Annotated in this window: 26 protein-coding genes, 2 pseudogenes and 2 other annotated features; of the genes and pseudogenes, 19 read left to right on the top strand and 9 right to left on the bottom strand. The window is 35.7% G+C overall.

What is annotated here, in order from left to right; all coding sequences use genetic code 11:
- Positions 1–228 precede the first annotated feature (228 nt).
- The 9 genes from adhE (at position 229) to KPL75_RS08510 (ending at position 8,323) form a co-directional block, all read left to right on the top strand.
- Positions 229–2,832, top strand: coding sequence for a bifunctional acetaldehyde-CoA/alcohol dehydrogenase (gene adhE, locus KPL75_RS08550; RefSeq protein WP_219920355.1), 2,604 nt, complete (start codon positions 229–231; stop codon positions 2,830–2,832).
- Positions 2,833–2,958: 126 nt separating this feature from the next.
- A complete protein-coding gene (locus tag KPL75_RS08545; protein ID WP_128280885.1) occupies positions 2,959–3,195 on the top strand; it encodes a YrhC family protein in 237 nt (78 codons plus the stop codon).
- Between the two features lie 148 nt (positions 3,196–3,343).
- Positions 3,344–4,291: an ABC transporter substrate-binding protein gene (locus KPL75_RS08540; protein WP_219920354.1), complete on the top strand. Its 948-nt coding sequence runs from the start codon at positions 3,344–3,346 to the stop codon at positions 4,289–4,291.
- A gap of 5 nt (positions 4,292–4,296) precedes the next feature.
- Positions 4,297–5,325: a FecCD family ABC transporter permease gene (locus KPL75_RS08535; RefSeq protein WP_219920353.1), complete on the top strand. Its 1,029-nt coding sequence runs from the start codon at positions 4,297–4,299 to the stop codon at positions 5,323–5,325.
- Complete coding sequence (locus tag KPL75_RS08530) at positions 5,312–6,130, top strand: ABC transporter ATP-binding protein (protein WP_219920352.1); 819 nt, start codon at positions 5,312–5,314, stop codon at positions 6,128–6,130. The genes KPL75_RS08535 and KPL75_RS08530 overlap by 14 nt, the downstream gene beginning before the upstream one ends.
- Complete coding sequence (locus tag KPL75_RS08525; protein WP_219920351.1) at positions 6,097–6,492, top strand: ankyrin repeat domain-containing protein; 396 nt, start codon at positions 6,097–6,099, stop codon at positions 6,490–6,492. The genes KPL75_RS08530 and KPL75_RS08525 overlap by 34 nt, the downstream gene beginning before the upstream one ends.
- 285 nt (positions 6,493–6,777) lie before the next feature.
- The gene (locus KPL75_RS08520; protein WP_219920350.1) at positions 6,778–7,305 is read left to right on the top strand and encodes a GNAT family N-acetyltransferase; all 528 of its coding nucleotides are present in this window, start codon (positions 6,778–6,780) and stop codon (positions 7,303–7,305) included.
- 71 nt (positions 7,306–7,376) lie between these two features.
- The gene (locus KPL75_RS08515; RefSeq protein WP_219920349.1) at positions 7,377–7,835 is read left to right on the top strand and encodes a GNAT family N-acetyltransferase; all 459 of its coding nucleotides are present in this window, start codon (positions 7,377–7,379) and stop codon (positions 7,833–7,835) included.
- Positions 7,836–7,945: 110 nt separating this feature from the next.
- Positions 7,946–8,323 (top strand): hotdog family protein, encoded by a 378-nt coding sequence (locus KPL75_RS08510; RefSeq protein WP_071747409.1) that lies wholly within the window; start codon positions 7,946–7,948, stop codon positions 8,321–8,323.
- A gap of 40 nt (positions 8,324–8,363) precedes the next feature.
- Here KPL75_RS08510 and KPL75_RS08505 read toward each other — a convergent pair whose 3' ends face one another.
- Entirely contained in the window at positions 8,364–8,909 is a 546-nt protein-coding gene (locus KPL75_RS08505) for a helix-turn-helix domain-containing protein (RefSeq protein ID WP_219920348.1), read from the bottom strand.
- Positions 8,910–9,065: 156 nt separating this feature from the next.
- Between KPL75_RS08505 and KPL75_RS08500 the strand changes: the two genes are divergently transcribed.
- The 4 genes from KPL75_RS08500 (at position 9,066) to KPL75_RS08485 (ending at position 11,609) form a co-directional block, all read left to right on the top strand.
- Complete coding sequence (locus KPL75_RS08500; protein WP_219920347.1) at positions 9,066–9,470, top strand: DoxX family protein; 405 nt, start codon at positions 9,066–9,068, stop codon at positions 9,468–9,470.
- A gap of 21 nt (positions 9,471–9,491) precedes the next feature.
- Positions 9,492–10,349: a VOC family protein gene (locus tag KPL75_RS08495; RefSeq protein ID WP_219920346.1), complete on the top strand. Its 858-nt coding sequence runs from the start codon at positions 9,492–9,494 to the stop codon at positions 10,347–10,349.
- Positions 10,350–10,422: 73 nt separating this feature from the next.
- Entirely contained in the window at positions 10,423–10,719 is a 297-nt protein-coding gene (locus KPL75_RS08490) for a transposase (RefSeq protein ID WP_016096828.1), read from the top strand.
- A gap of 8 nt (positions 10,720–10,727) precedes the next feature.
- Entirely contained in the window at positions 10,728–11,609 is an 882-nt protein-coding gene (locus KPL75_RS08485) for an IS3 family transposase (RefSeq protein WP_219917553.1), read from the top strand.
- 59 nt (positions 11,610–11,668) lie between these two features.
- Here KPL75_RS08485 and KPL75_RS08480 read toward each other — a convergent pair whose 3' ends face one another.
- The 3 genes and pseudogenes from KPL75_RS08480 to KPL75_RS08470 all read right to left on the bottom strand — a co-directional run bounded on the left by KPL75_RS08480 (position 11,669) and on the right by KPL75_RS08470 (position 16,118).
- Positions 11,669–11,983 carry a 4a-hydroxytetrahydrobiopterin dehydratase gene (locus tag KPL75_RS08480; RefSeq protein ID WP_219920345.1) on the bottom strand — a complete coding sequence of 105 codons (315 nt, stop codon included), beginning with the start codon at positions 11,981–11,983 and terminating at the stop codon, positions 11,669–11,671.
- Complete coding sequence (locus tag KPL75_RS08475; RefSeq protein ID WP_219920344.1) at positions 11,964–13,718, bottom strand: aromatic amino acid hydroxylase; 1,755 nt, start codon at positions 13,716–13,718, stop codon at positions 11,964–11,966. Before KPL75_RS08475 ends, KPL75_RS08480 begins: the two co-directional genes overlap by 20 nt.
- 161 nt (positions 13,719–13,879) lie before the next feature.
- Positions 13,880–14,091, bottom strand: a binding site (T-box leader).
- Positions 14,092–14,142: 51 nt separating this feature from the next.
- Positions 14,143–14,372: a binding site (T-box leader), on the bottom strand.
- Between the two features lie 70 nt (positions 14,373–14,442).
- A pseudogene (locus KPL75_RS08470) lies at positions 14,443–16,118 on the bottom strand (S8 family serine peptidase).
- A gap of 228 nt (positions 16,119–16,346) precedes the next feature.
- Between KPL75_RS08470 and KPL75_RS08465 the strand changes: the two are divergent.
- Complete coding sequence (locus KPL75_RS08465) at positions 16,347–17,585, top strand: TolB family protein (protein WP_219920343.1); 1,239 nt, start codon at positions 16,347–16,349, stop codon at positions 17,583–17,585.
- 43 nt (positions 17,586–17,628) lie between these two features.
- On the opposite strand, the gene KPL75_RS08460 is transcribed toward KPL75_RS08465, so the two are convergent.
- Positions 17,629–17,751, bottom strand: coding sequence for a DUF4023 domain-containing protein (locus KPL75_RS08460; RefSeq protein WP_000071861.1), 123 nt, complete (start codon positions 17,749–17,751; stop codon positions 17,629–17,631).
- Between the two features lie 72 nt (positions 17,752–17,823).
- Complete coding sequence (locus KPL75_RS08455; RefSeq protein ID WP_219920342.1) at positions 17,824–18,162, bottom strand: DUF2178 domain-containing protein; 339 nt, start codon at positions 18,160–18,162, stop codon at positions 17,824–17,826.
- 169 nt (positions 18,163–18,331) lie between these two features.
- On the opposite strand from KPL75_RS08455, the gene KPL75_RS08450 reads away from it, so the two are divergent.
- The 3 genes and pseudogenes from KPL75_RS08450 to KPL75_RS08440 all read left to right on the top strand — a co-directional run bounded on the left by KPL75_RS08450 (position 18,332) and on the right by KPL75_RS08440 (position 20,017).
- Positions 18,332–18,907 (top strand): histidine phosphatase family protein, encoded by a 576-nt coding sequence (locus KPL75_RS08450; protein ID WP_002111936.1) that lies wholly within the window; start codon positions 18,332–18,334, stop codon positions 18,905–18,907.
- 6 nt (positions 18,908–18,913) lie between these two features.
- A pseudogene (locus KPL75_RS08445) lies at positions 18,914–19,300 on the top strand (hypothetical protein); the annotation flags it as partial.
- A gap of 216 nt (positions 19,301–19,516) precedes the next feature.
- Entirely contained in the window at positions 19,517–20,017 is a 501-nt protein-coding gene (locus KPL75_RS08440; protein WP_219920338.1) for a DoxX family protein, read from the top strand.
- A gap of 36 nt (positions 20,018–20,053) precedes the next feature.
- On the opposite strand, the gene KPL75_RS08435 is transcribed toward KPL75_RS08440, so the two are convergent.
- Both KPL75_RS08435 and KPL75_RS08430 read right to left on the bottom strand, forming a co-directional pair.
- On the bottom strand, positions 20,054–20,938 hold the full coding sequence (locus KPL75_RS08435) for an alpha/beta fold hydrolase (RefSeq protein ID WP_219920336.1): 885 nt from the start codon (positions 20,936–20,938) through the stop codon (positions 20,054–20,056).
- A 15-nt stretch (positions 20,939–20,953) separates the two neighbouring features.
- A complete protein-coding gene (locus tag KPL75_RS08430; RefSeq protein WP_219920334.1) occupies positions 20,954–21,793 on the bottom strand; it encodes a GNAT family N-acetyltransferase in 840 nt (279 codons plus the stop codon).
- 269 nt (positions 21,794–22,062) lie between these two features.
- On the opposite strand from KPL75_RS08430, the gene KPL75_RS08425 reads away from it, so the two are divergent.
- Both KPL75_RS08425 and KPL75_RS08420 read left to right on the top strand, forming a co-directional pair.
- Positions 22,063–23,448, top strand: coding sequence for an alkaline phosphatase (locus KPL75_RS08425; protein WP_219920329.1), 1,386 nt, complete (start codon positions 22,063–22,065; stop codon positions 23,446–23,448).
- A gap of 54 nt (positions 23,449–23,502) precedes the next feature.
- Positions 23,503–23,967 carry a hypothetical protein gene (locus KPL75_RS08420; RefSeq protein ID WP_219920327.1) on the top strand — a complete coding sequence of 155 codons (465 nt, stop codon included), beginning with the start codon at positions 23,503–23,505 and terminating at the stop codon, positions 23,965–23,967.
- Positions 23,968–24,074: 107 nt separating this feature from the next.
- On the opposite strand, the gene KPL75_RS08415 is transcribed toward KPL75_RS08420, so the two are convergent.
- Positions 24,075–24,725 carry a GTP pyrophosphokinase gene (locus tag KPL75_RS08415; RefSeq protein ID WP_002015229.1) on the bottom strand — a complete coding sequence of 217 codons (651 nt, stop codon included), beginning with the start codon at positions 24,723–24,725 and terminating at the stop codon, positions 24,075–24,077.
- Between the last annotated feature and the right edge of the window lie 258 nt (positions 24,726–24,983).

Below are 24,983 nucleotides of genomic sequence, written 5' to 3'. Positions count from 1 at the left end.
TTTATTATATTAATTTGTGAAACATTTCACAAATTAGACATACACAAATGAAATGATTTCATGTATATTGAATTCATGAAATGTTATTTACGAACAAACTTGTGAAATGTTTCACAAACAATGAGATTCATGTAGGACGGTAACTCTATTTTTTTTTCACTAATCGGGACTTATTATGACCTATAGGGACTTATAAAGACCGTGATAACAGAATAGGAGGAAATTTACATGGTAGTCAAAGAGAAAGTTGTAAATGAAATGCAAGAGGTAAAAGAGATGATTGATACGTTAGTAAATAACGGTCAAGAAGCTTTACAAGCATTAGAAAGTTTTACACAAGAGCAGATTGACAACATTGTTCATGAAATGGCACTTGCGGGTGTCGATCAACATATGCCGCTTGCGAAGTTGGCTGTTGAAGAAACGGGCCGTGGTGTATATGAAGATAAATGCATTAAAAATATTTTTGCCACTGAATATATTTGGCATAGTATAAAGAAAGATAAAACGGTAGGAATTATTCATGAAGATCCTCATGAAGAAGTAATAGAAATTGCAGAACCTGTCGGTGTAGTAGCTGGGGTAACGCCAGTAACGAACCCAACGTCGACAACAATGTTTAAAGCGTTAATCGCGATAAAAACGAGAAATCCAATTATTTTCGCATTTCATCCTTCGGCACAAAACTGTTCCATTGCAGCGGCGAAAACAGTATATGATGCAGCAGTGAAGGCTGGTGCACCAAAGCATTGTATTCAATGGATTGAAAGACCTTCTGTGGAAGCAACGAAACAACTAATGAACCATGATGGTGTCGCACTCGTTCTAGCAACTGGAGGGGCTGGTATGGTGAAATCGGCTTATTCTACTGGTAAACCAGCACTAGGTGTAGGTCCTGGTAATGTACCGTGTTATATAGAGAAATCAGCACATGTAAAACGTGCTGTTAATGATTTAATTTTATCGAAAACATTTGATAACGGTATGATTTGTGCATCGGAACAGGCAATTATTATCGATAACGGAATTTATGATGATGTTAAAGCAGAAATGATTGCAAATAATTGTTACTTTGTAACAGAAGAAGAGAGAAAAAAATTAGAAAAGCTTGTTATTAATGAAAATACATGTGCAGTAAATAGTGATATTGTTGGGAAATCAGCACAGTATATTGCTGAATTAGTAGGAATTACTGTACCTGAACATACAAAAATGCTTGTAGCTGAAATTAAAGGTATCGGGGCAGCATATCCACTATCTCGTGAGAAACTGAGCCCAGTGTTAGCTTGTGTAAAAGCAAATTCACTAGAAGAAGGATTTACATATTGCGAAGAAATGTTAGAGCTTGGTGGCCTAGGGCATTCAGCGGTTATCCATTCTACAAATAAAGAAGTACAAAAACAATTTGGGTTACGTATGAAAGCCTGCCGTCTCATTGTAAATGCACCTTCATCACAAGGTGGAATTGGTGATATATATAATGGGTTTATTCCATCACTTACGCTTGGTTGTGGCTCCTACGGGAAAAACTCAGTTTCCCAAAATGTAACGGCGACTCATTTATTAAATATAAAAAGGCTGGCAAATAGAAAAAAGAATATGCAGTGGTTCAAATTACCACCCAAAATTTATTTTGAAAAACATGCGACAGCATATTTAGCAAACATGCCTAACATTTCCCGCGCATTTATTGTAACGGATCCAGGGATGGTTGAGCACGGTTATGTAGATACAGTTACGCACTATTTACGTAAGCATGCAAATGATGTGAAAGTTGAAGTTTTCTTTGAAGTTGAGCCAGATCCATCAGATGAAACTGTATTTAAAGGTGCGGACATGATGAAAAGCTTTAAGCCTGATGTAATTATTGCACTTGGTGGCGGTTCAGCTATGGATGCAGCAAAAGGGATGTGGTTATTCTATGAGCACCCAGAAACAACATTCTATGGCATTAAACAGAAATTTTTAGATATAAGAAAACGTACATGTAAATATCCGGAATTAGGAAATAAAGCGCAGTTTGTTGCCATTCCAACAACATCAGGAACAGGATCAGAAGTGACACCATTTGCGGTTATTACAGATAAGAAAAATAATATAAAGTATCCGCTCGCGGATTATGAATTAACGCCAGATGTAGCGATTGTTGATCCACAATTTGTAATGACAGTACCACCTCATGTAACAGCAGACACTGGTATGGACGTATTAACGCATGCAATCGAGGCGTATGTGTCTGTTCTGGCAAATGACTATACTGATGGTTTAGCGTTAAAAGCAATTGATCTCGTATTTAAATATTTACCGAGAGCATATAAAGATGGAAATGATGAAGAGGCACGAGAAAAAATGCATAACGCTTCTGCGATTGCAGGGATGGCATTTGCTAATGCTTTCCTTGGTATTAATCATAGTTTAGCGCATAAAATTGGACCGGAATTCCATATTCCACACGGACGTGCAAATGCAATTCTTATGCCGCATGTAGTCCGCTATAATGCTATTAAGCCAAGAAAGCACGCATTGTTCCCAAAATATGAGCACTTTGTGGCTGATGAACGCTATGCACATATTGCGAGAATGCTCGGGCTTCCAGCAAGTTCAGCGGCAGAAGGTGTGGAATCACTCGTCCAAGCAATTATTGAGCTTGGAAAAAGCTTAAATATAAATATGAGTATTGCAGGACAAGGAGTTGCTAAAGACCAATTTGAAGAGGTTGTTGGATTATTAGCAGATAGAGCTTTTGAAGATCAATGTACAACAGCTAATCCAAAATTACCGCTCATTTCAGAGCTGAAAGAAATCTATATGGAAGCATATAAAGGCGTATAATAGATAAAAAAGAGCCGCGAGTAAGCGGCTCTTTTTTACTTTGGAAAACATCTCCCAGATTGGTTCTATTTACTTGTCTTTAAGCTTGATAGAATGTGATAAAGTGAGGATGGGAGTGATAAAGAGATGAAAGAATTACAAGAAAAAATAGCAGATTATACCCGCTTCGGACAAGTGCTTCTCGCAGTAAGTACATTTTTGATGGTTGGTTTATTAATTCCGAATGGAGCAAAAGAGACGGTACAAACTTTTGTTATGATGGGGAGTGTCATTGGATTTTTATGTTTTTCTTTTTTCTTCTTTAAGCGTGTGAAAGCGATGCGTGATCAACTAGAGGAGAGCGAATATGAAGAAAATTGTTAAATAGAGCGCTACGAAAAGAAGAAATCTTTTTGTAGCGTTTTTTTGTTTTTTGTAGAAAATGTATGCGTTTTATGTTGACAATGATAATCCTTATCAATTAAAGTAGAATAGTAGTAAGTGATTATCATTATCAATTAGAGGTGGAAGAATGAAAAAATCTATTACGCTGTTCACAGCGATCTTATCTATTTTTTTCTTGTTAATAGGTTGCAGTGCAAAAGAAAACGAAAAAGCATCCGCAACAAAAACAGAAAAAGGAACAGACAAAATCGAAATTACCGATCTCTCAGACAGAAAGATAACATTCAATAAAGTTCCTGAAAGTTTTGCGACGTTAAGTATGGGTGATATGAATATTATCCACGCTTTAGGAGGGGAAATCGTCGGTCGTCCAGATGCAAAAATTCCCCTTCCAGAAGATTTGCAAAAAACACAAGTAATTGGAAATGCACATCAGCCAAACTTTGAACAAATTGCTAGTTTAAAGCCAGACGTACTTGTTGCTAATAATGGGTTCCAAAAAAATATTCCAACGGTTGAAGGGCAAGGAACAAAAGTAATCATTTCTTCAGCAAACTCTGTAAAAGATATTCAAAAGAGTATTGAAATGTATGGAACAGTAATGAAGAAAGAAGATAAAGCAAAAGAGCTTAACCAAAAAATTAATGATCAAATGAAGAAATATGAGAAAAAGAGCGATATTAAAGCGTTGCTAGTTTATGGAGCACCGGGCACTTATTTAGCAGCATTACCGACATCTCTGTCAGGTGACATTTTAGAGAAAACGGGCGGGAAAAATATCGCAGCTGGTTTTCCAGAAATGAAAGAGTATCCGCAATATGCACAGCTAAGTGTAGAACGTATTATTGAAGCGAATCCAGATGTAATTTATTTAATTACACATGGAGATCCCAATAGTGTGAAAAAAGCATTTGAAGGCGAAATGATGAAAAATGAAGCATGGAAAAATTTAGATGCAGTAAAACAAAATCGCGTAGTTATTTTACCACCAGATTTATTTGGATCAAATCCTGGGACAAAAGTAACAGAAGCGCTGGACTTTATGTATAAAAGTATACAAGATGTAAGGAAATGATAAGTATGGAGAGTAGTGAAATAGCAAGAGAAAAGGAGCATCCTTTTGCAAAGAAAAGATGGATAATAACAGTTACTTTAGTCATATTAACTGTTCTAGGTCTTTTTTACGGTCTTTTCGCAGGTAGCTTATCTTTTTCTTTACGAGATATTATAGAGGGTATACAAGATGAAGGTTCGACAGTTCATCGAATTGTGTGGGATCTTCGGATACCGAGAGTGCTCGTTGGGTTTATAGTAGGAACGTGCTTAGCTACATCTGGAGCATTACTGCAAGGGGTTATGAGAAACCCTCTTGCAGACCCTGGAATTATTGGAGTTTCATCAGGAGCAGGCCTTGTAGCAATAATAATCATGATTTTATTTCCACAGCATATGGCTTTTTTACCACTAGGAGCTTTTTTAGGAGCTTTCATAACAGCGATGGTCATTTATGCTTTATCATGGCAAAAAGGGGCACCACCTTCAAGAATCGTCTTAGTAGGTGTGTCAATCAATGCATTAATTGGTGCAGCAACGTCAGCATTAATGTTATTACATAGTGACAAAGTACAATCCGTGTTACCGTGGTTAGCCGGCGGTATTGGTGGTGTGAGTTGGGCTCATTTGAACATGATTATTTATTATGCAATATTCGCTATTATATTAGCTTTCTTCGGTATTAAACACATCCGAGTATTAATGCTCGGAGATGAAATGGCGAAATTATTAGGGCATAACGTGGAAAGAAGCCGGTTTTATTTAATAGTAGTAAGTACAATGCTAGCTGGAATAGCAGTTAGTGTTTCTGGTCTTATTGGATTTGTCGGTCTCGTTGTACCACATATGCTACGTTTATTAGTCGGAAATGACTATAAATATTTGCTGCCATTATCATGCCTTGGCGGCGGAATATTACTTGTTTTCGCAGATGCGATAGCTCGAAGTTGGTTTGATCCAATCGAATTACCAGTTGGTATTTTATTGTCCTTCTTAGGTGGTCCGTTCTTCTTATATTTAATTCATAGAGGAGGAAAACAACGTGATTTCCGTTAACAAAGTGTTTTACGCGCATTCCGAAAGATTTCAAATGCAAAATATGAATGTACATATTAAAGCTGGGGAAATCGTTAGTTTAATCGGTCCAAATGGGTCAGGGAAATCTACTTTGCTTCGTTTAATGGCAAGGCTACTTAAACAAAGTGAAGGGGACATCATTTTAGATGGAAAAGATATTCATATGATGAAGAGTGCTGATGTAGCGAAGCAATTAGCGATGTTACCACAAATGCATGATCATCAATTAGATTTAACAGTGAAAGAGTTAATACAGTTCGGAAGAGGTCCTCATAAATCATGGAGTAGTCGCTTGAATAAAGAAGATGAAGAAATTGTTGATTGGGCATTGTCTGTTACAAATCTTGAAGGGTATGAATATCGTCTTTTACAGTCTTTGTCAGGAGGAGAAAGACAACGTGCTTGGATTGCGATGACGCTAGCACAACGTACAAATGTCTTATTGCTAGATGAACCAACAACCTTTTTGGATATCGTTCACCAGTTGGAAGTAATGGAACTTGTGAAACGATTAAACGAGGAGTTTGGTATGACAATTATAATGGTTTTACATGACATTAACCAAGCGGCTCAATATAGTGATCGTTTACTCGTATTAAAGCGAGGAAAGATTCAGTATGACGGTGTACCAGAAGAAGTATTATGTCAACAAATGTTTCAACATGTATTTGGCATAGAAGTAGATATTTTTCAAGGAAGCGACAAGCCATTTTTTACACCGAAACGAATTTCTAAAAAAGGAGCAGAGCGATGCAAACAGAAGAACGTATTACCACTGAATTAGTAAGAGAATTCGTTATGGCAGCTCACGGAGATCTAGAAAGGGTACAGGAGATTTTGTTCGAATCACCTAGCTTACTTCATGCTTCTTATAATTGGGGCGGTTCAGATTGGGAAAGTGCGTTAGGAGCAGCAGCACATGTAGGCCGTAAAGATATTGCTCTTTATTTACTAGAAAAGGGTGCTCGGATGGATATTTTCGCAGCAGCTATGCTTGGAGAGTTAGAAGTTGTACAAGCTATTTTAGTGGCACAACCAGAAGCATTACGTGCATCTGGCCCACATGGTATTTCCCTTCTTCAACATGCTCGAATGGGTGGAGAAAAAGCACAGCGTGTATTTGAGTACTTAACGGTGCTCTCTTAATAACCGTAAAAGTTCTTATGTGCGGTAAACTTTCCACTCAAAAGATTGGAAAGTTTACCGCCCGTTAGAACGGGATAAGTATCTAGTATATTTGAAAATCCTACACCCCCCTCAGTTGTAGTTTTCTTTTTGCTAGTTATGATATGGATGCAGTAGACAATATTTGTCTACTGCTTTTTTTACGTTTGTAAAGAGTGAATATTCTCTATGTTAATGTTGGTTCATTTATAATAGAGAGTAACACTTACTATACATCCAAAATATGATCGTGTAATAAAGAACAGAATGCTGGGAAGGAGTTTAAAAATGTTCCATACAGATCGCCTACAATTTCGTAAATATACAATGGATGATTTACAGTTCTACGCTTCGTTATGGGGGAACGAGAAAGTAATGCGCTATATTGGAAATGGGACGTTAAAAACATATATGCAATGTAAAAAAAATTTGGAGGAGTGGGTGCTTCCGAATTATAAAAATGGTCTCGGTTTATTTGTAATGATTGAAAAGGAAACAGGGATACGAATTGGTCATGCAGGGCTTGTCAAGCAGAAGGTAGATGGAAAAGAGGAAATTGAGATTGGCTATTGGCTACTTCCTAAGTACTGGGGGAAAGGGTATGCGAAAGAAGCAGCGGCGGCATTTCGAGACTATGGTTTTCAAGTATTACAAATGAATAAATTAATTTCACTTATTAATCCGAACCACCCAGCTTCAATATTTGTAGCTAGAAAAACAGGACTTAGCTATGAAAAAACAACTGCATTTCATGGGATTGATGTCTTAGTTTATTCTATTAAGAGAGTTGGATGAAAAAGTTCACTTTTTTAAAGGTGAAATATACTTTTTGAAGAATGGTATATAAAAATAAAAGGAGGGATTACATGTATATTTATCATAATGGACTAATTATTCGTGAAGGAACGGATGGAGTGCCAGCCTATGCAATTAAAACATTATTTGAAGATGCTGGTTGGAGTAATGATGATATCCCTTCTTGGCAAATTGAAAAATTTTCGATAGCATTTGAAAATTCAACATGGGCTTTCACAATTTGGGATGAAGAAGAGATGGTCGCGATGGTTAGAGTAATTTCTGATCAAATCATGGTTGCTAATATAGTAAATTTAGTTGTGAAGTATGAGTATAGAGGGAAAGGATTAGGTAAGAAACTGGTAGCTCTTTGTTTACAAAAGCTTCCTCATGGTGATTGGTTTGCACATACAGCCGCTAACAATTTTGATTTTTATAGAAGTTGTGGTTTTGAAGTAAGAGAGTTATCAAGAAATGGGACATGTGCGTACTACGGGTACCAAGTAGCAAAAAAGGATGGGCACCGATAAACTTATAAGGTAGTGAAGAAAAAGGATTGCTATTTTAATGATATAAACTGAATTGAGACTCATTTTATGATAAAATAAAAGAAAATTCAGTTTACTAACGGGGGATAAAAATGAATGTAAAAGTTGGGGATGTATTTAAATATGAAAGAAGATTTACCGAGGAAGAAGTTTTCGAATTTGCCAATATTACAGGTGATAAAGGTAGGCATCATATGGAATATGATGAGAATGGAAGGTTAATGGTTCATGGTTTATTGACGGCTAGTATTGGTACGAAAGTAGGCGAAGAGTTACATTACATAGCAAGGGAATTAGTAAGCGAATTTATTAGGCCAGTTTTTACAGGGGATACGATTACTTGTGAATTAACTTTAACAAATATTGAACAAATGGAAGGATATAAAAAAGTTTCAATTGAGTCAGTATATCGTAATCAACATGAAAAGACCGTACTAGTTGGGACAAGTTATGGAATTATAAGGGGATAAAAAAGAAGCCTGTTACGAAACAGGCTTCTTTTTTTGTCAATTAGTAAACGCGTTTTCGATTTTCCGCATGACTAGAGATAAGTAATAACGCAGACTCTTCACCTATATTACGAACAATATGAGGAACGCATGCATTCCAGGAGAAAGAATCACCTTCTTCTACAATTGCAATATCTTCACCATGTTGAACTTCCAGTTTTCCGCGTAATACAAGATGGCACTCTTCGCCTTCATGAGCATTTGGTGAGTTTTCTTTCGGGAATCCGGCAGAAATTTCTACTAAAGATAGGCGGAGACCACCTTGCTCAGCAACATGCTCAATTCTTTGTTCATCTTTACCGTATACGCTGTATTTCCGTTCTTCTTTTTTTATAATTTTCATTCGATCCTTTTGTTCTAACAGTAAATAAGGAAGGGGAACATTTAAAAAATTAGAGATCGTTTCTAAAGTTGAGATAGATGGTGATGTTTTATTGTTTTCAACTTGACTCATAAAACCTTTAGAAAGACCTGTTCCTTCACAAATTTGTGCAATTGTTATGCCTTTACGTTGACGAATTTCACGCATTGCAGAACCAATATTCATAAAATCAAGCTCCTTTTTGTAAACAACTATTTGTATCATAGCAAAAAAAATATATATTTTCTCATGAAAAATGAATTGACGAATAAAAATAATTAGTGTATGTTTTGTAATGTGAATAAAAGTTTTGTATAAGAAAACTACAAAGGGGAGAAAGAAATGAATCAACATATTGGTAACTTAATTATTCGTATCGTGTTAGGGGTAACGTTCTTTATGCACGGTTTAACAAAATTCCAATCAGGAATTGACAATATTGCAGGGTGGTTTACAAGCATTGGTTTACCAGGAGGACTTGCATACGGTGTAGCAACAGTGGAATTAGTTGGTGGTCTATTGTTAATTCTAGGTTTAGGTGTAAGATATATTGGATTATTATTTGCACTTGTTATGGTTGGAGCAATTGTAAAAGTGAAATGGTCAGCTGGTTTATTAGGAGATGGGAAAAATCCTGGCTTCGAATTAGAACTTGCATTATTAGCAATGGGTGCTTATTTATTTATTGCGAAAGCTGATGGTTTTGTAGATAATTTCTTAAAAGAGAAAATGTTAAAGAAGAATTAATTAAAATGGGGGTATAACAAAATGGGCTTTCAACTTCATCCCGAAACAACACTTGGGGTTGTTCATTTATATGTATCAAATTTAAAGAAATCGCTAGAGTTTTATACAGAAGTATTGCGTATGAAGGTATTGGAAGAAAAAAGTACAATCGTTACGTTTGGTAATGAGGAAAATGAGCCACTTCTCATCATAGAAGAAAAGGAAGACGCTCTTCCGAAGCAAAGAGGTCGAACTGGTTTATATCACTATGCAATTTTATTACCAAACAGACAAGACTTAGCAAATATTCTTCGTCATTTTGTTGAGAGAGTACACCCATTACATGGTGGGGCTGACCATTACTTTAGTGAAGCTCTTTATTTAGCTGATCCAGATGGAAACGGGATTGAAATTTATCATGATCGCCAAAAAGAAGTTTGGCATGATGAGAATGGAGAGCTACCATTTGTTAGTAACCCGTTAGACGGCGAAGGATTATTACAGCAAGGCAGTACATGGAATGGATTCCCAGCTGGTACTGTAATGGGGCATATTCATTTACATGTAGCTGACTTAGAAGAAGCAAAACGTTTCTATGTTGATGGTCTTGGTTTTGATGTAACAATCCCAGCTCGAAATGGAGCGTTGTTCGTATCAGCAGGTGGTTATCATCATCATATCGGTTTAAATACATGGCAAGGTGAAGATATACTACCGCAAATGCCAAATTCCGTTGGCTTGAAATATTTCACAATTGTACTAGCAGATGAAAAACAAAAAGAGCAAGTATGTGAACGCTTAAAAAATATTGGCAAAATTGCTACGTACAAAGATGGAATATTACAGGTCAAGGATCCATTTGGACATTGTATATATTTCAAAATAAAAGGAGAAGCCTAAAATGATATGATCCCCTTATAGTAGACAGGAAAAAGAAAGCACATTACCCTGTTTACTATGGAGGGGATTTTTTATGGGAAAAATTAGAGTCACTTACGATGTAGAATTTAAGAAACAAGCTATAGATTTATACTTAAAAGACGGCATGAGTTATAAAAACATTGCGAAAGAATTAGGTATTCATCACTCGGTTGTAAGTCGTTGGGTGAAACACTTTGAAGCTGAAGGAATCAAAGGACTAGAAGAAAAACGCGGTAAAGCGAAAGGACCAGGTTTAGGTAGACCAAGGGTTAGACCCGAAGATCCAGAAGCTAAGATCAGACGATTAGAAGCGGAAAATGAAATGTTAAAAAAGCTCTTAGGGATGTAAAAGGAGGAATGAAAGTCGTATCCAAAACGAAAAAATTCGAAGTCATCCATGAAATGACAAAAACAGGTTATACAGTGACCATTCTATGCGATATTGCTGGTGTAACCAGAAGTGGGTACTACAAATGGATAAAACGGCATACGACGCCTTCAAAAAAACAATCAGAGGATATCGAAATTAAGAAAAAGATATTGGCGTGTCATAAAAAATTAAGAGGAATTTATGGATATAGAAGAATACAAGTGTGGCTGAAAGCCACATATAACCTTTATTTGAATCATAAGCGCATCCAAAGATTGATGCGTGAACTAGGTATCAAAGCCGTAATTAGGAAAAAACGACCTTATTACGGAAAAAAAGAAGCTTATGTGATTTCAGAGAACCATCTAAATAGGGAGTTTCAAGCTTCAAAACCGAATGAGAAATGGGTAACCGATATTACCTATTTGATTTTCAATGGACAGCGCTTGTACTTATCCGCTATTAAGGATTTATACAATAATGAAATTGTTGCCTATGAAACCAGTCGTAGAAACGACTTGAAACTTGTGTTAGATACACTGAAAAAGGCAAAGAAAAAACGAAATGTGAAGGGAATCCTCTTACATAGTGATCAAGGGTCCCAGTATACATCTCGTCAATATAATCAATTACTTAAAAAATATCAGATGAAGGCAAGTATGTCTCGAAGAGGCAACTGTTGGGATAATGCTTGTATGGAAAACTTCTTCAGTCACTTTAAGGCAGAGTGTTTTCATTTACACTCCTTCCATAAAGCGAATGAGGTCAAACTTGCCGTGCGTAAATATATGCACTTTTATAATCATCAAAGATTTCAAAAGAAATTAAATAACCTGAGTCCATATAAATATAGAACTCAGGTTGCTTAGTTGCGCTTTTTAAATACTGTCTACTTGACAGGGGTCACTGCAAAAAAGGCTTCTCTTTTTTATTTTCTTATAATTGCTTTTTCGTTTTGTAAAAATAGTTCATCAAATTGCTTTGCAAGTTCAAAATCTAGTTTCGTTAAACCTTTTGCATTCCATGATGACAAAGTAATAATGACTGCTTTATACTGGATAAGGATAAATGGGTGGTGATTATGTTCTTCTGATAGTTTGGCGGCTTCAGAGACAAATTCGACTCCTTTTAAGTAGTCGGAAAACATATATTTTCTTTCAATCCATTTTTCATCTTTCACTGTCCATTTATCCAGCTTTGTTAATTCCTCTTGTACTTCTTCATTAGTTAATCGTAGCATCATTTTTCACATCCTTTACCTGCAGTAACGCAAGACCATTGTTAATAAGACGTGTTACAGATTCTTCAGTTGTGAAAGTAGAAAGTTGTTGTAATAATGCTGCTGATGCTTCGTGACCTTTGTTATGTTCTAAAAGCAATTCTAAAATTTCAAGACGAAGCAACCATTCTTTCGGATGAAATTTATTTAATACTTCTTGAATAGCTATTAATTGATCAGTATGAGTATCGTGTAAAATACTATCGTTACGTATATCTCGAACTGTTTGATACATACGTTCAAGTTCATTCAGTACAAGTGGAGCAGGAATTTCTTGTACTTCTTCATCCATTGGGAAAAATGCTGCGGCATCTGCGGCACCTGGGAATACGGAAGTAATTGTTGAACCAACAGCCATATCAAATGCGCCCCATGAAGCATCAAATAGTAAACGATCTTTATAAGTAACTGTACAATCTATAAACGAGATAAGGGCAATTTTATTATCATTCTTTACAATGTCAGTTACTGTTCCTTTTACATGAATGTCACTTGCAAAAGTAAAATCTGCACCGTTTCCAATTGTAATGCCTAATGACTGTAACTTTTCTTCTGTACAATCTTCTAGCGCGATATTACCATTTAGTAATCCGACCGGTGTCCCGAATCCATCGCTGTGTACAGAGATAGAATGATTTGCCAACTGCTTATTATGAATTGCTAATGCAGTTGGAGAGCTTGTTCGCATGTAAATGACTTCACCGGCATCATTTTTAATTGTTTCTGTAAATGTACCTGTAATTTGTAATCCGCTATTTAACTCAGTTGTGGCATGATTTTCGGAGTGAATTGCTTTTTCTAACCCTTCTGTGCCACCTGTTTTGAATGCCATCGTTTCAGAGAACGTCTCAAGCGCCTCAGTTAACTCTTCAAATGATTGACAAACAAATAGCTGTGGTTGCATTTTTGTCACATCATAAGTTGTCCCTGTGCAAGCTTCAATTGAGAAAGGAACTTTTTCTACAGCATCTGTTAAGCAATGTTTGCTTTCGCCGACAGAGGAAAGAAGGCCAGCACCGTAGATTTTTGGATCGTCAATATTTCCAATTAACCCGTACTCCACTGTCCACCAGAAAAGACGTGAAATTTGTTCAGCTTCTGATAAACCAGAAACTAAGTTTTGTTTTTCAATTACAGCATTTTCAGCAGCTGTAACTTCATCAGGAGTAGAAGTAGGGCTTTCTTTGACAATCGTTAATGTACGAACAGCTTCAAATGCATCATGTTCTTCTTTTGTTGAGAAAGCTTTCGCACCAATTTGTCCAAAACGTTTCACATATTTTGCATATGTAGAATCAAGTAAAATCGGTGCGTGTCCTGCCGCTTCGTGTACAATATCTGGAGCTGGTGTGTACTCAATATTTTCTACTTTACGAATATCTGTTGCAATTGGTAGTAAGCCGTGCCCCTGAAAGTCAAAGAATGCGACGCCAGGAATAAGGCCATCAATTGTTACAGCTCCCCAGCCGCTTGGTGCTAAGCATTCATTCATTTCTTCTACCTTTGGAATTGCATCTATATTAATACCAGATGATTGTAGTCCATTCACATAGGCTGGATGGGCAACGTCTTTTAAGAAGCTATGATTTTGTCTCATAATGTAACGCCACACAGCGTGATTCACCGGTGTGTATTGATCATAATGTTGTGTGGATACGAATGGTTTTAAATGCGATGGGATTTCTGTTTTCTTTGTCATTTAGACATCCTCCTTGTTTTCTATAAAATTGAATATGGGTTTCGTATAGCTTATACCACCCCCTTTCAAATTGTAAGCGTTTATAAAATTTTATCATAAGATTCGGAATTATTTAACATTTGTTTCTTTGAGAAATAGAAAAAGCCCCTATCGGAAAATCCGATAGGGGCGAAAGAATCGCGGTACCACCCTATTTGTAAGTGAAAATACACTTACATCTCAATTCATGATAACGGAAAAACTCCGTCTTTTCCTTCATGCATAAAAGCACTACGAAAAAGAAGCTCCAGAATTGTAATTCGTACTTATATATGTGCTAATTTCCACCGACCACTAGCTCTCTATACTACTGCGATTCTTTCAATGCGTATATATGAAGTTGTATAAAAGGAAAGGACGCAAAAAAGCCCCTATCGGAAAATCCGATAGGGACGATAAAAATCGCGGTACCACCCTAATTGTAAACAGAAAAATTGTTTACCACTCACTTTAAGATAACGGAAAACTCCGTCTTTCTCTTCATGCATTATGTGCACTACGGGAAAGAAGCTCCAGAATTGTAATTCACGCTTGTATGTGTACTGATTCGCACCAACCATCAGTTCTCTGAGACAGGGATATAAGTCGCTACTAGTATTCCTTCAAAGCCGATATATAATTCGTTCAACTAAACTATGTTTTGTATTATAAAACTATATTTAAAATCTTGTCAACAATAATTTTATTATTTTATTTCTAAATCAACGTTTAAATCAGATTTATTTCCAGCTGCATCAGTTGCTACAATGTGAATTGTATTCTTTCCTTGCTGTAATTGACTACGATCGAAATAAATTTCGTAGTTTTTCTCCCAATGGTTCAGGAATGCATTTTCCCATGTACCATTCCCGTTAATTTCATACTGTATCGTGACAGGATGTCCTGGAGCAACCCATCCGGATTCTGTCATCCAATCTAACAGTATATCAGTTACTTTTCCTCTAATTATGAGATTTTCTTGATCAACTTCGTGTGTTAATTTAGGTGCAGTGCGGTCGACAAATACAGCTCCTGTTTGTTTCGTTTCTCCTCCAGAATTAGAAGCAACAGCTTCAATTTGGTATAAGCCATCAGGTAGAGGTGATCCATCAGTTTTTGTACCATTCCATTTGAAAGATTTATAACCTGGTGTTTCACAAGGGCGAACTTACCTTTTACATCTTGTTTAGCATAATCGCTTGAATTACCGTAGCCAACATAGACAAGCTGAGCATCGTTTCCTACTTGGAAGTCTGCTTTTGATAACGGTAATCCTTGGTAAGATTTATTGGAACCAGTTACTTGGAATGTTGGAAATGGAATAGAAACAGTGGATGCTCCAACAGAGATGACACTACTTGCGTTACCAGGAGCGTCAACAGACCAAGGTTTTGGTCCATCATTTCCATTTGAGACGACCGCAGTAACACCAAGTTTTGCTGCACGTTCTAGCGTCATTGTTACAGGTTGATCAGGTACATTCAAATCTTGACCGAGAGATAGATTTAAAACATCGGCACCATCTTGAATAGCGCGCTCAATACCTTGAAGAATATCTTCTGTCGTACCAGTTCCACCGTCATTCATAACACGATAGGCTAGAATAGAAGCATTTGGAGCAACGCCTTTAATTTTTCCATTACCAGCAATAATTCCAGCTACATGGGTACCATGTATGTTACCGTCCATTGGATCGTTATCTTCATCGACTGTGTCATATCCACCAATATAATTTGCTTTTAGGTCAGGGTGCGTGTAGTCTACACCTGAATCGATAATAGCAACTTTCATCCCTTTTCCATCAAGAGGATTGCCAGATGGATCTTTGAAATTCCATGCTTCAGGTGCACCAATTGTCGGTCCGCCGATATTTGGAGCTTCTTCGTTAGTAGCGCTTTTTGATGTTTCATGTAATTTATATGTTAAGTTCGGATAAATTGCTTTTACTTCAGGTAAAGAAGCTAAAGCAGCAATTTGATCTCCTGGGATAGAAATAGAGAATCCGGAAAATAACGTATTATACGTTTCTTTTATCTTTGCCTTTGGTGCTTTTTCTTTAATTTTCTTTGTTGTATCCTCTTGTGCTTTTTTTAGTTGTGCATGGTATGATTGCACATTGCTATTTTTTAGGTCCGGAGCATGCTGAATGTTACTTTGTGAAGCGAGTGGAGCATGTTGCAATTCTACAATGACTGAAATTTCTTTTGATGTTTTTGTTTCAACATTTTGCGCGATTTTGTTTTCGCCCCATTGTTCAATATTCGCTTTTAACTGTGGACTAAATTGCTTCTCTTTTTGCAGTGACTCAGCATGGGCGCTTAAAGCTCCAAAACTCGAAAAGACGAGCGCCATACTTAATAGTGTAGATGTAGTTTTTTTCATTGAAACTCCCCCTAATAAAAAGTGCCAATATTCAGAAAAATAATCTTACATTTTTATCATTAAATATAAAAACTAATGTTGGATAAACTATATTTTCGACATAATTCATACCAATCCTCTTTGAATTGAAAATTTCTTGGGAAATTTTCGGGGACTATGTCGAATGGATATTTTTCACATATTTTAGGTGGAAAGTGAGAAATGCTATGAGGGAAATGGGGGTGCTATATGAAAAGGTTTATAGTAAGTGGAATCGTGATTCTGTGCCTTTTTTTCTGTTTAACTTCTATTACTAGCGCAGAAAATAATGGAGTGAAAGTTGCTTTTATTCGTAATCATAATATATGGATTAAAGTCGGTGAGAAAGAAAAACAAATTACAAAAGGAGAGTACATAACAGGGCCGAAATGGTCACATAATGGAGAATGGCTTGCATATGCAAAAGGAAAGAAGCGAAATCATTTTGAACTGTATCGGCTGAAAGATGGAAAGAAAGTTACACCATCTCAATCAGAAGCATCGAATTATCAATGGTCACCAACAGAGAATATAATTGCCTTTGTATTTGCACGTACATTAAATATATTTGATGCTGAAAAAAAGAAAGCAGATTTTGAAAATGTAGCCAATGGTGTAGGTGACTATGCATGGTATCCTGATGGTAAGAAGTTTCTTGTATCATCAGAAGCGTACTTGCTTCCAACAGGATGGACAGGTGCTCAGTTATATGAAATACAAAAGGATGCAAATATGAATCCTCATAAGATGAAACATTTATATGCACTACCGAATGAGCATGATGACTTTTTAGCATTAGTTGGAAGTGGATTTAAGTGGTCGCCAGATCAAAAATGGATTTCGTTTTTGGCAGTACCAACAGCTTCTTTGTCAGCGGATAGTAATACACTTTGCTTAATTCGATCAGACGGCAATCGTTTTGAAACAGTAGATCAAATGGTATTAAACACACAATGGTTCAAATGGACGCCATCAAAAAATACATTAGCCTATATTGAAGGCAGCGGGAGAGTTGCTTTAGAGAATAAGCATTTAAAAATAAAAGAATTGCCGGCTCTCCAGCAAAATACATTTACTCCAAAAGGCTATGTTGATTGGGATTTCACATGGAAGAACGATAATGTAATTATCGTTTCAAGGGCAAAGGAAGCAGAGCTATCGGCCCCTCTAGAAAAAAGACCACTACCATCTTTATATGCAGTAAATAGTATAAACGATGAACAAAATCAAATTACAAAGCCATCAAATAGCCAAGGCGATTATAACCCTATTTTTATTAAGAAGAGCAACCAATTAATGTGGCTCCGTTCAAATCGTAAGAAAGCTGATGTATGGCTTGCTCATAGCGATGGGAAATATGAAAAGAAGTGGATTGAAAATATAGATGTGCCAGAGTGGTATTATGAGAAATGGAATTGGGAAGATGTCGTTTCGGTTAAAGACGAGTAAAAAAACCTGCCTAAAATATAATTTTTAGGCAGGTTTTTCAATGTTATTTATGTGTTTTATTTGGCTTTTTTTTCGCGGGGTTCCCGTTTCCTTGGCGCTTTCTATTTTGTTCATCTTTTGCTTGTTTTTCATGTAATGTATCTAAAAAATCATTTGAGTTACTCATTTTTATATCTCTCCTTTTTTCATTGCGTCCTAGTTACTATAACCATTTAGGAGGATAATCATGAGATAAAAGTTAAGTGCTTAGTTTTCTTCGGTAGTATAAGTAAAAGAGTCCATACGTAATGAATAACATAAGTAAAACTTGTAACTCTACATTTTCTTTTAAAATAGTTGCGACAGGATCTGGTAAGTAAAGTGATGTATCGCTCGCTCCTAAACCTAACCATTTGTTTAAGAGGTTAATGATACAAAATATGAAAACAACAGACCAGCTTGCGATAATTGCTTTTTGCTTAATTTTTGTTTCACGCTCATCATCTGTAATCCAAGGATTAGCAGTTTTATCACTATTAAAAAAGCCATTTATGTATCCCCATATGATCATTCCGATAAAGAAGATAATCCATTTCATATTTATAATCCTCCTTTTCTTGTAAAAAGTATTTTACATGTATAATTGTAATATTTTCCAAATGTTGATATCAAACACTTTTTACATTTTGCTTTTTAAAATAGCAGGAGTAAAGAAAAAAATAGGGAAGAAATATGTGAGACTATTTCCTAGTGAGAGGAAGAGGAGAATGAAACTTATCTTTGTTCGGCATGGTGAAGGTGAGCATACGAAAGATTTACCATTAAGTTTACAAGCAGTGAATCCGCCATTGACGGGTGTGGGAAAGAAGCAGGCAAAATTGCTTCAGTACGATGTACCATTACAAGAAAAGGATATATTAATCGTTAGTCCTACACTTCGAACTTTACAAACCGCGACAATATGGAGTGCGGAAGTTGCTTGTCAAAAAATTGTTCATCCGTGTATATCCCCGCGTATTTTTCCTTATCGGGAATCCGCCAAAACATTGCCATGCGATCAATTGTTAGATCGAAAGATAATGAAAAATTTATTTCCACATTTTTCATTAGAAGAAAGTACGAATGAATTGTTATGGAATGAGGGAATCAATATCATCTCAGAGAAGGAATTTCAGCAAATAGTAGAGGAATTTCTGCATTGGTGCGATCAGTTAAAAGCAGAAAAAATTTGTATCGTTTCACATGATGGAACAATTACAGCGTATAGGCAATATTTACAGAAAGTTGCTTTAACTAGAGCAGATTTTTTGAAAGAAACGGGTATGTATGAAATTGACTTATAGGGTAGGAAATTTGTAATGGAAGAGTTGGGGGAAAATGTATACGACTTAAACGAGCAGAGGGTATACTTTGGCGTAGCGAAAATTAAGTAATATGCAAAATTGCATATTGTACATATTGTAAATAATTTGTTTAAGTTTTGGGAGCTGAAGCTAGTAGAATCGATTTTGCATAATGATGCAAAATCATATGTTAGATCGATAGATTATGTAGGTGGAAATTTAGCACTTATGTTTACAATACGCTTATTTTACAGGCTTATTAACCATAACAAAACGTTAGGAGAAGCTGTTCGAGAAGCGAGATTAATCGATGAGGAGACATGTACATTTCGAGTATATAAACAACATGAAACGCATTTTTTCTATATTCGAATGAATGCGTTTCACATTTAACTCACATTTTTTTTACATTTTCTTCAATGAAAATGATTATCACCTGTGGTATGATATGTTCAAGTTTTTATAGGTAATAAAAGTTACTATATAAACGTTAGTTTTTAATATTTAATATGTATGTCACAAATTATTCATAATTAATGTTTGAAAAATAAGTAACTAATGTTATTATATTACCTGTAACTGGTTTAATTACACCTTTAGGAGGAAGATATGGTTATTCAATTTTTAAGAGAAAACAAAGCAGTTTCTTTTGTATTAGCAGTAATTCGAGTATATCTTGGTTACACATGGTTAATGGCTGGAATCGGTAAACTACAAGGAAAAGGATTCGATGCAACGGGTTATTTACAAGGTGCAATTGAAAAATCTAAAGGAGCACAACCGGCTGTTCAATCTTGGTGGGCATCATTCTTACAAGATTTTGCAATTCCAAACGTTGATTTATTTAATACACTTGTGACGTGGGGAGAAATTTTAGTCGGAATTGGTTTAATTGTAGGCTGTTTAACAAAAACAGCGGTCTTTTTCGGCCTTTTAATGAACTTTTCCTATATGTTTAGTGGGTCAATTGGTGTGAACCCTGAGATGGTTATTTTATCGATGTTCGTTCTTGTTTCCGGTATGAACGCTGGGAAATTTGGAATGGATGGTTTCGTTATCCCGAAAGTATTGGGATCAAAAACTCAAAATCGTCAAAAGCAAGCTGCTTAATATATGAAAACGGGTATCTCAAAATGAGATACCCGTTTATTTTTCAGCATTTATAGGATTTTTCTCGAAGAAATCTTTTACATACCCTACAAATTCTTGTGGCTCTTGACGAAATGGAGCATGATAACCTTTTTCAATAATATGGAAAGTGCTATTTTTTAAGAATTGATGATAAGTTTCTCCCTCTTTCCAAGAAACGCTACTATCATTTCTTCCCCATATAATTAAAGTGGGTTGTTTTATTTCATTTGCATTGATTTGAAGACGTCTAGGCCACAACTTCATTTTATTATAATGTTCTTCATCATTGCGCTTGAATTTAACTTTGCTCTCATCATAATCTGCAATAGAAGAAATGGCATTTAAATCAGTCGACAACTTTGGTTTTGGTGAACCTTGTTTATTAACGAACGTATGAGGGCCGCCTGTAGCATCAGTTAAAATAAGGTGGGTAACCGCTTCAGGGTATAAATATGTTAAATTAAGAGAAATTTCTCCGCCCATCGAATGTCCCAGTATTGCGAATGAGTCATACCCTAGTTTTTTCATTAACTTATAATACAAATTTGCATGAGTTGGGAAAGAATAATAAAAATCCATCGGCTTAGAGGAACGTCCGAATCCTAAAGCATCAACAGAAATAATCGTATGATTTTTTGCTAAATCTGAGTAAATCTTTTGAAAACCATCGGATGATCCTCCAAATCCATGGATCATAAGTAAAGGTGGTTTTTCATCACCAATTTTTTTAAAGTAAATCGTTTGACCATCTATCTCTACCATTTTTTCCTCGGTAGCTAGTTTCGCTGTAATTGTATTTTTAACTTGTTTTACTTGTTCTACTGGCTTTTCTGCTGCACTACATCCTACTAATAGTGTAAGAGTAAGACAACCTACCATAAAATAGCTAAATCGCTTCAATTAGGTGTCCCCTTTCTAACATAACGCTGCATCTATCATAGCAAATAGCATATTACGATTTCCAGGAAGTTGATTACCATTCTTTATCATAAGAGGTGAAAGGAGCGTTTCCTGGAAATTTGCTGTTTGAAGAAATTGGCGGAAAATGAATTGTGAATGCGGAACATCAATGCGTATTGTCCCATTCCACGATTTACAAATCATTTCTAATAACTGAATAGAGTCTTTTTCTTTTTTTGAAATAAGTGGAGTGATGCATAGTACATCTCCTTTTTGTATGCATAAAGCAAAAGCATCTATTTGATTATCTCGTTCTATTTTAAAGGAGTAAGTTGCTCTCGATAGTAGCGATGAATAAAGCTTAGAACGATATGCACCAGTCGTAGTTTCATCAAGAGAAATTAGAGATGGAACATCCGTCTGCTGAATTTGTTTTATGGGAACAAAATTTGTATTTTTGTAAGTCGCTTGTTTTTCGAAACGATGAATGGTTGTTATTGATTGAAATCCATAAGATTCATATAAGGATTCACCAGCTTTTGTTGCAATGAGCGTAATAGGGAGCGATGGATGAGTTACTTTTAAGCTATTGTTTAACAAAATACGGCCAATTCCTTTTCTTTGAAAATCAGGATGCACGATTAACATACCGATAGAAGAAAATCCAGGGGCAAATGAAAAGACCCCGCCCGCTGCAATAAGTTTATTCTCATGTACATAGCCAAAAATTGTGCCAATGGAAAGGTACATATGGAATTGCTCTTTCATAAAAATCTCATGCTGTAACCACCCGACTGATTTGCAAAGAGAGAGTAAATCTGGAATGGAAGATTCGTCTAGTTTTACTGTTTTCATAAAGTTCACCATATTTCTATTTAAATTAGAAAAAATAAGAATAATATTACGAAATGTAAAATAATAGGTTCGTATTAAAAGAAATCCAACATGTTTATATTTTTCTTTGTAAAGGGGAGTATGCTTGATATGAAAAGACAAACTTATACAAATTATAACTTAAATTTACATAAGTTAACAAAAAATTTACATATAACTCATTTTCTCTTAACAGTCTTCTATTAAATTTGATAGTGGGAAATGAATAACCTAATTAGGGGGACAAGACAGTGAAAAAGTTTGTAAAAAAAGCATGGCCATTTGCAGTTGTGGCGTCGTTAGCAGTTACTTCGGTAGCAACATGGAATTTTACGCGTTCTAGTGAGGTTAATGCGGATGAGAACGGAAACAATGCAAAAATTAAAAATGTCATTGTATTAATTGGGGATGGTATGGGGCCTTCATATATGACAGCTCATCGTTATATGAAAGATAATCCAAAAACATTTGAGATGGAATCTACAGAATTTGATAAGCATCTTGTAGGAACACAAAAAACATATCCAGAAGATGAACATGAAAATATTACAGACTCTGCATCGGCAGCAACTGCGATGTCAGCAGGTATAAAAACATATAATGCAGCAATTGCAGTTGATAATGATAAAGCTGAAGTGAAAACAGTGTTGGAGCAAGCGAAAGAAAGAGGGAAATCAACGGGACTCGTTGCGACTTCTGAAATTACGCATGCAACGCCAGCCGCTTTCGGTGCACATGATATTAGTCGTAAAAATATGGATGCAATTGCAAATGATTACTTTGATGAGAAAATTAAAGGTAAGCATAAAATAGATGTTATGCTTGGCGGTGGCGTCAATAACTTTGTTAGAAAAGACCGCAATCTTACAGAAGAGTTTAAGAAGTCCGGTTATAGTTATGTAACAGATCGTAATCAATTATTAAATGATAAAAGTGATCAAGTTCTTGGTTTATTTGCACCAGGTGGTTTAGATAAAATGATTGACCGTAATGATAAAACACCGTCATTAGAAGAGATGACAAATGCAGCGATTGAGCGCTTGAACAAAAATAAAGATGGTTTCTTCTTAATGGTCGAAGGTAGTCAAATTGATTGGGCTGGACATGATAATGATATTGTCGGTGCAATGAGTGAAATGGAAGACTTCGAAAAAGCATTTAAAGCAGCAATTGAGTTTGCGAAAAAAGATAAGAACACATTAGTTGTTGCAACTGCGGATCATTCTACTGGAGGTTTATCTTTAGGTGCGAATGGTGAGTATAACTTTAAAGTAGAACCGATTAAAGCTGCGAAACGTACACCAGACTTTATGGCAAATGAGATTGTAAAAGGTGCAAATGTAGAAGAAACATTGAAAAAGTATATTGATCTACAATTAACACCAGAAGAAATTAAAGCTGTAAATGATATAGCTCCATCAAAAGATGTAACAAAGATTGATAATGCAATTGAAGATATCTTCAATAAGCGTTCGGTTACAGGTTGGACAACGGGTGGACATACAGGTGAAGATGTGAACGTATATGCATTCGGACCAGGTAAATACTTATTCTCTGGCGTTCAAGAGAATACAAATATAGCTAAACGTGTCTTTGACATTGTTGGCGGCGGCGACCCGAATAAAGGAAGACGCTAATTATAAATGAAAGTGAGGCGAAATGCCTCACTTTTCTTTTTAGGAGATGGAAAGATGAGAGTTTTTTTAGGGAAATTAAGATTCCTTCTAGTATTTGTATTATTGCTAGTTGGATGTCAATCTCAAGAGAATAATATAGAACAAAAATCTGCTGAAAAAACTGAGGAAAAGGTACATATAACGAAAGAAGAAGAGAAATCCATTCAAGATGTTATTGAGGCATTTGTACGGACGACGAATGAAAAAAATCTTGCTGAACATATGGAGTTATTTTCAAAGAAGATGCCTAGTGCTGAAGACTTAAAAACACAAAAGGAAGCGGCATTTCAAAAGGGAAATAAGAAAATAGAATTAGAACATATGAATATGAAAGCTCTTAAAGGTGGGCTTGTTATTGTTGAAACGGCGGAAAAAGAAGTAGATGGAGGGATTACTCTTCAGAAGAAAATGCAGTACGCACTTGGAAAAGAAGAAGAAGGGTGGAAGATTGAAGAGGTGCGTACGATAGGGAAGAAATAAAGTGAAACTTTAATCAGTGGGGGTTTTGTCCATCCACCATTGATTATTAGCCTTAACCAATCGGGCTTTTACGGGATAAAAAAAGGTTCTCATAGGAGAGAACCTTTTTAAAGTGGTAATAAAATTTGATTTGAACATGCTTCAATGTCATCAATATCTTGACGGATTGTTGCCATCTTATTATCGAGGTCTTCAGCTTTCATAGCAGCGTCATGTAGTTCATCTTTCAAATAGTCAGGTATATTTCCTTCATATTTGTAGTAAAGTTTATGTTCTAAACTTGCCCAAAAGTCCATGGCAAGTGTACGTAATTGAATTTCTGCAAAGACATCTTTCGTACCAGAATTTAGTGACAATGGATATTTAATAATCATATGCAAACTTTTATAGCCATTTCCTTTTGGATTAGCAATATAATCTTTTACTTCCACAATTTCCATGTCTCCACGATTTTCAATAACTTCTTTTAAATGATAAATATCTTCTACAAAGCAACATGTAATACGGATGCCAATAATATCTTGTAATTGTGTTTGAGCATTTTCAACTGTTGGTGATAAGTTTTTACGTTCAAGCTTCCTAATGATACTTTCGGGTTGTTTAAGTCTTGTTTTTATATGTTCAAACGGGTTGTAGTCTTCTAAAAATTGAGCTTCCCGGTTCATAATTTCAAATTTAGTTTTTAACTCTTCTAAAGCGAATGTATAAGGTAATACAAAAGCTTTCCAGTAGTTAACGGTTGATTGGTTATATTCCATTTATATACACACCTTTTCTTATTTACAAGTGAAGTTGTTATTATACTAAACACCAAATCATGTAGGCGCAAGCAGCAAATGATGAGATCATAAAGCGATATTTAGTTTTCATATTTTCAACCCCTTTCAAATGAAATTATATATGAATAAACGTCATTGTTAGTAACTTCACTATGTACAATTCTTATAGTAATAGATTCATGTGAAATTCGTATGAACTAATTGTTTCAGCTTTTTGTCTTTTTGTTAATGGGTTTT

Origin of the sequence: Bacillus sp. NP247, from assembly GCF_018966865.1 — a bacterium.
In the GTDB taxonomy this organism is placed as follows: Bacteria; Bacillota; Bacilli; order Bacillales; family Bacillaceae_G; genus Bacillus_A.
Note: the sequence above shows the minus strand (reverse complement) of the source record. Positions and strands in the feature narration are given on the sequence as shown.

Excerpts from the sequence above, each read along its gene's own strand:
- adhE (WP_219920355.1), top strand. The coding sequence starts at position 229 with ATGGTAGTCAAAGAGAAAGTTGTAAATGAAATGCAAGAGGTAAAAGAG.
- KPL75_RS08545 (WP_128280885.1), top strand. The coding sequence starts at position 2,959 with ATGAAAGAATTACAAGAAAAAATAGCAGATTATACCCGCTTCGGACAA.
- KPL75_RS08540 (WP_219920354.1), top strand. The coding sequence starts at position 3,344 with ATGAAAAAATCTATTACGCTGTTCACAGCGATCTTATCTATTTTTTTC.
- KPL75_RS08535 (WP_219920353.1), top strand. The coding sequence starts at position 4,297 with ATGGAGAGTAGTGAAATAGCAAGAGAAAAGGAGCATCCTTTTGCAAAG.
- KPL75_RS08525 (WP_219920351.1), top strand. The coding sequence starts at position 6,097 with ATGCAAACAGAAGAACGTATTACCACTGAATTAGTAAGAGAATTCGTT.
- KPL75_RS08520 (WP_219920350.1), top strand. The coding sequence starts at position 6,778 with ATGCTGGGAAGGAGTTTAAAAATGTTCCATACAGATCGCCTACAATTT.
- KPL75_RS08515 (WP_219920349.1), top strand. The coding sequence starts at position 7,377 with ATGTATATTTATCATAATGGACTAATTATTCGTGAAGGAACGGATGGA.
- KPL75_RS08510 (WP_071747409.1), top strand. The coding sequence starts at position 7,946 with ATGAATGTAAAAGTTGGGGATGTATTTAAATATGAAAGAAGATTTACC.
- KPL75_RS08505 (WP_219920348.1), bottom strand. The coding sequence starts at position 8,909 with ATGAATATTGGTTCTGCAATGCGTGAAATTCGTCAACGTAAAGGCATA.
- KPL75_RS08500 (WP_219920347.1), top strand. The coding sequence starts at position 9,066 with ATGAATCAACATATTGGTAACTTAATTATTCGTATCGTGTTAGGGGTA.
- KPL75_RS08495 (WP_219920346.1), top strand. The coding sequence starts at position 9,492 with ATGGGCTTTCAACTTCATCCCGAAACAACACTTGGGGTTGTTCATTTA.
- KPL75_RS08490 (WP_016096828.1), top strand. The coding sequence starts at position 10,423 with ATGGGAAAAATTAGAGTCACTTACGATGTAGAATTTAAGAAACAAGCT.
- KPL75_RS08485 (WP_219917553.1), top strand. The coding sequence starts at position 10,728 with ATGAAAGTCGTATCCAAAACGAAAAAATTCGAAGTCATCCATGAAATG.
- KPL75_RS08480 (WP_219920345.1), bottom strand. The coding sequence starts at position 11,983 with ATGATGCTACGATTAACTAATGAAGAAGTACAAGAGGAATTAACAAAG.
- KPL75_RS08475 (WP_219920344.1), bottom strand. The coding sequence starts at position 13,718 with ATGACAAAGAAAACAGAAATCCCATCGCATTTAAAACCATTCGTATCC.
- KPL75_RS08465 (WP_219920343.1), top strand. The coding sequence starts at position 16,347 with ATGAAAAGGTTTATAGTAAGTGGAATCGTGATTCTGTGCCTTTTTTTC.
- KPL75_RS08460 (WP_000071861.1), bottom strand. The coding sequence starts at position 17,751 with ATGAGTAACTCAAATGATTTTTTAGATACATTACATGAAAAACAAGCA.
- KPL75_RS08455 (WP_219920342.1), bottom strand. The coding sequence starts at position 18,162 with ATGAAATGGATTATCTTCTTTATCGGAATGATCATATGGGGATACATA.
- KPL75_RS08450 (WP_002111936.1), top strand. The coding sequence starts at position 18,332 with ATGAAACTTATCTTTGTTCGGCATGGTGAAGGTGAGCATACGAAAGAT.
- KPL75_RS08440 (WP_219920338.1), top strand. The coding sequence starts at position 19,517 with ATGGTTATTCAATTTTTAAGAGAAAACAAAGCAGTTTCTTTTGTATTA.
- KPL75_RS08430 (WP_219920334.1), bottom strand. The coding sequence starts at position 21,793 with ATGAAAACAGTAAAACTAGACGAATCTTCCATTCCAGATTTACTCTCT.
- KPL75_RS08420 (WP_219920327.1), top strand. The coding sequence starts at position 23,503 with ATGAGAGTTTTTTTAGGGAAATTAAGATTCCTTCTAGTATTTGTATTA.
- KPL75_RS08415 (WP_002015229.1), bottom strand. The coding sequence starts at position 24,725 with ATGGAATATAACCAATCAACCGTTAACTACTGGAAAGCTTTTGTATTA.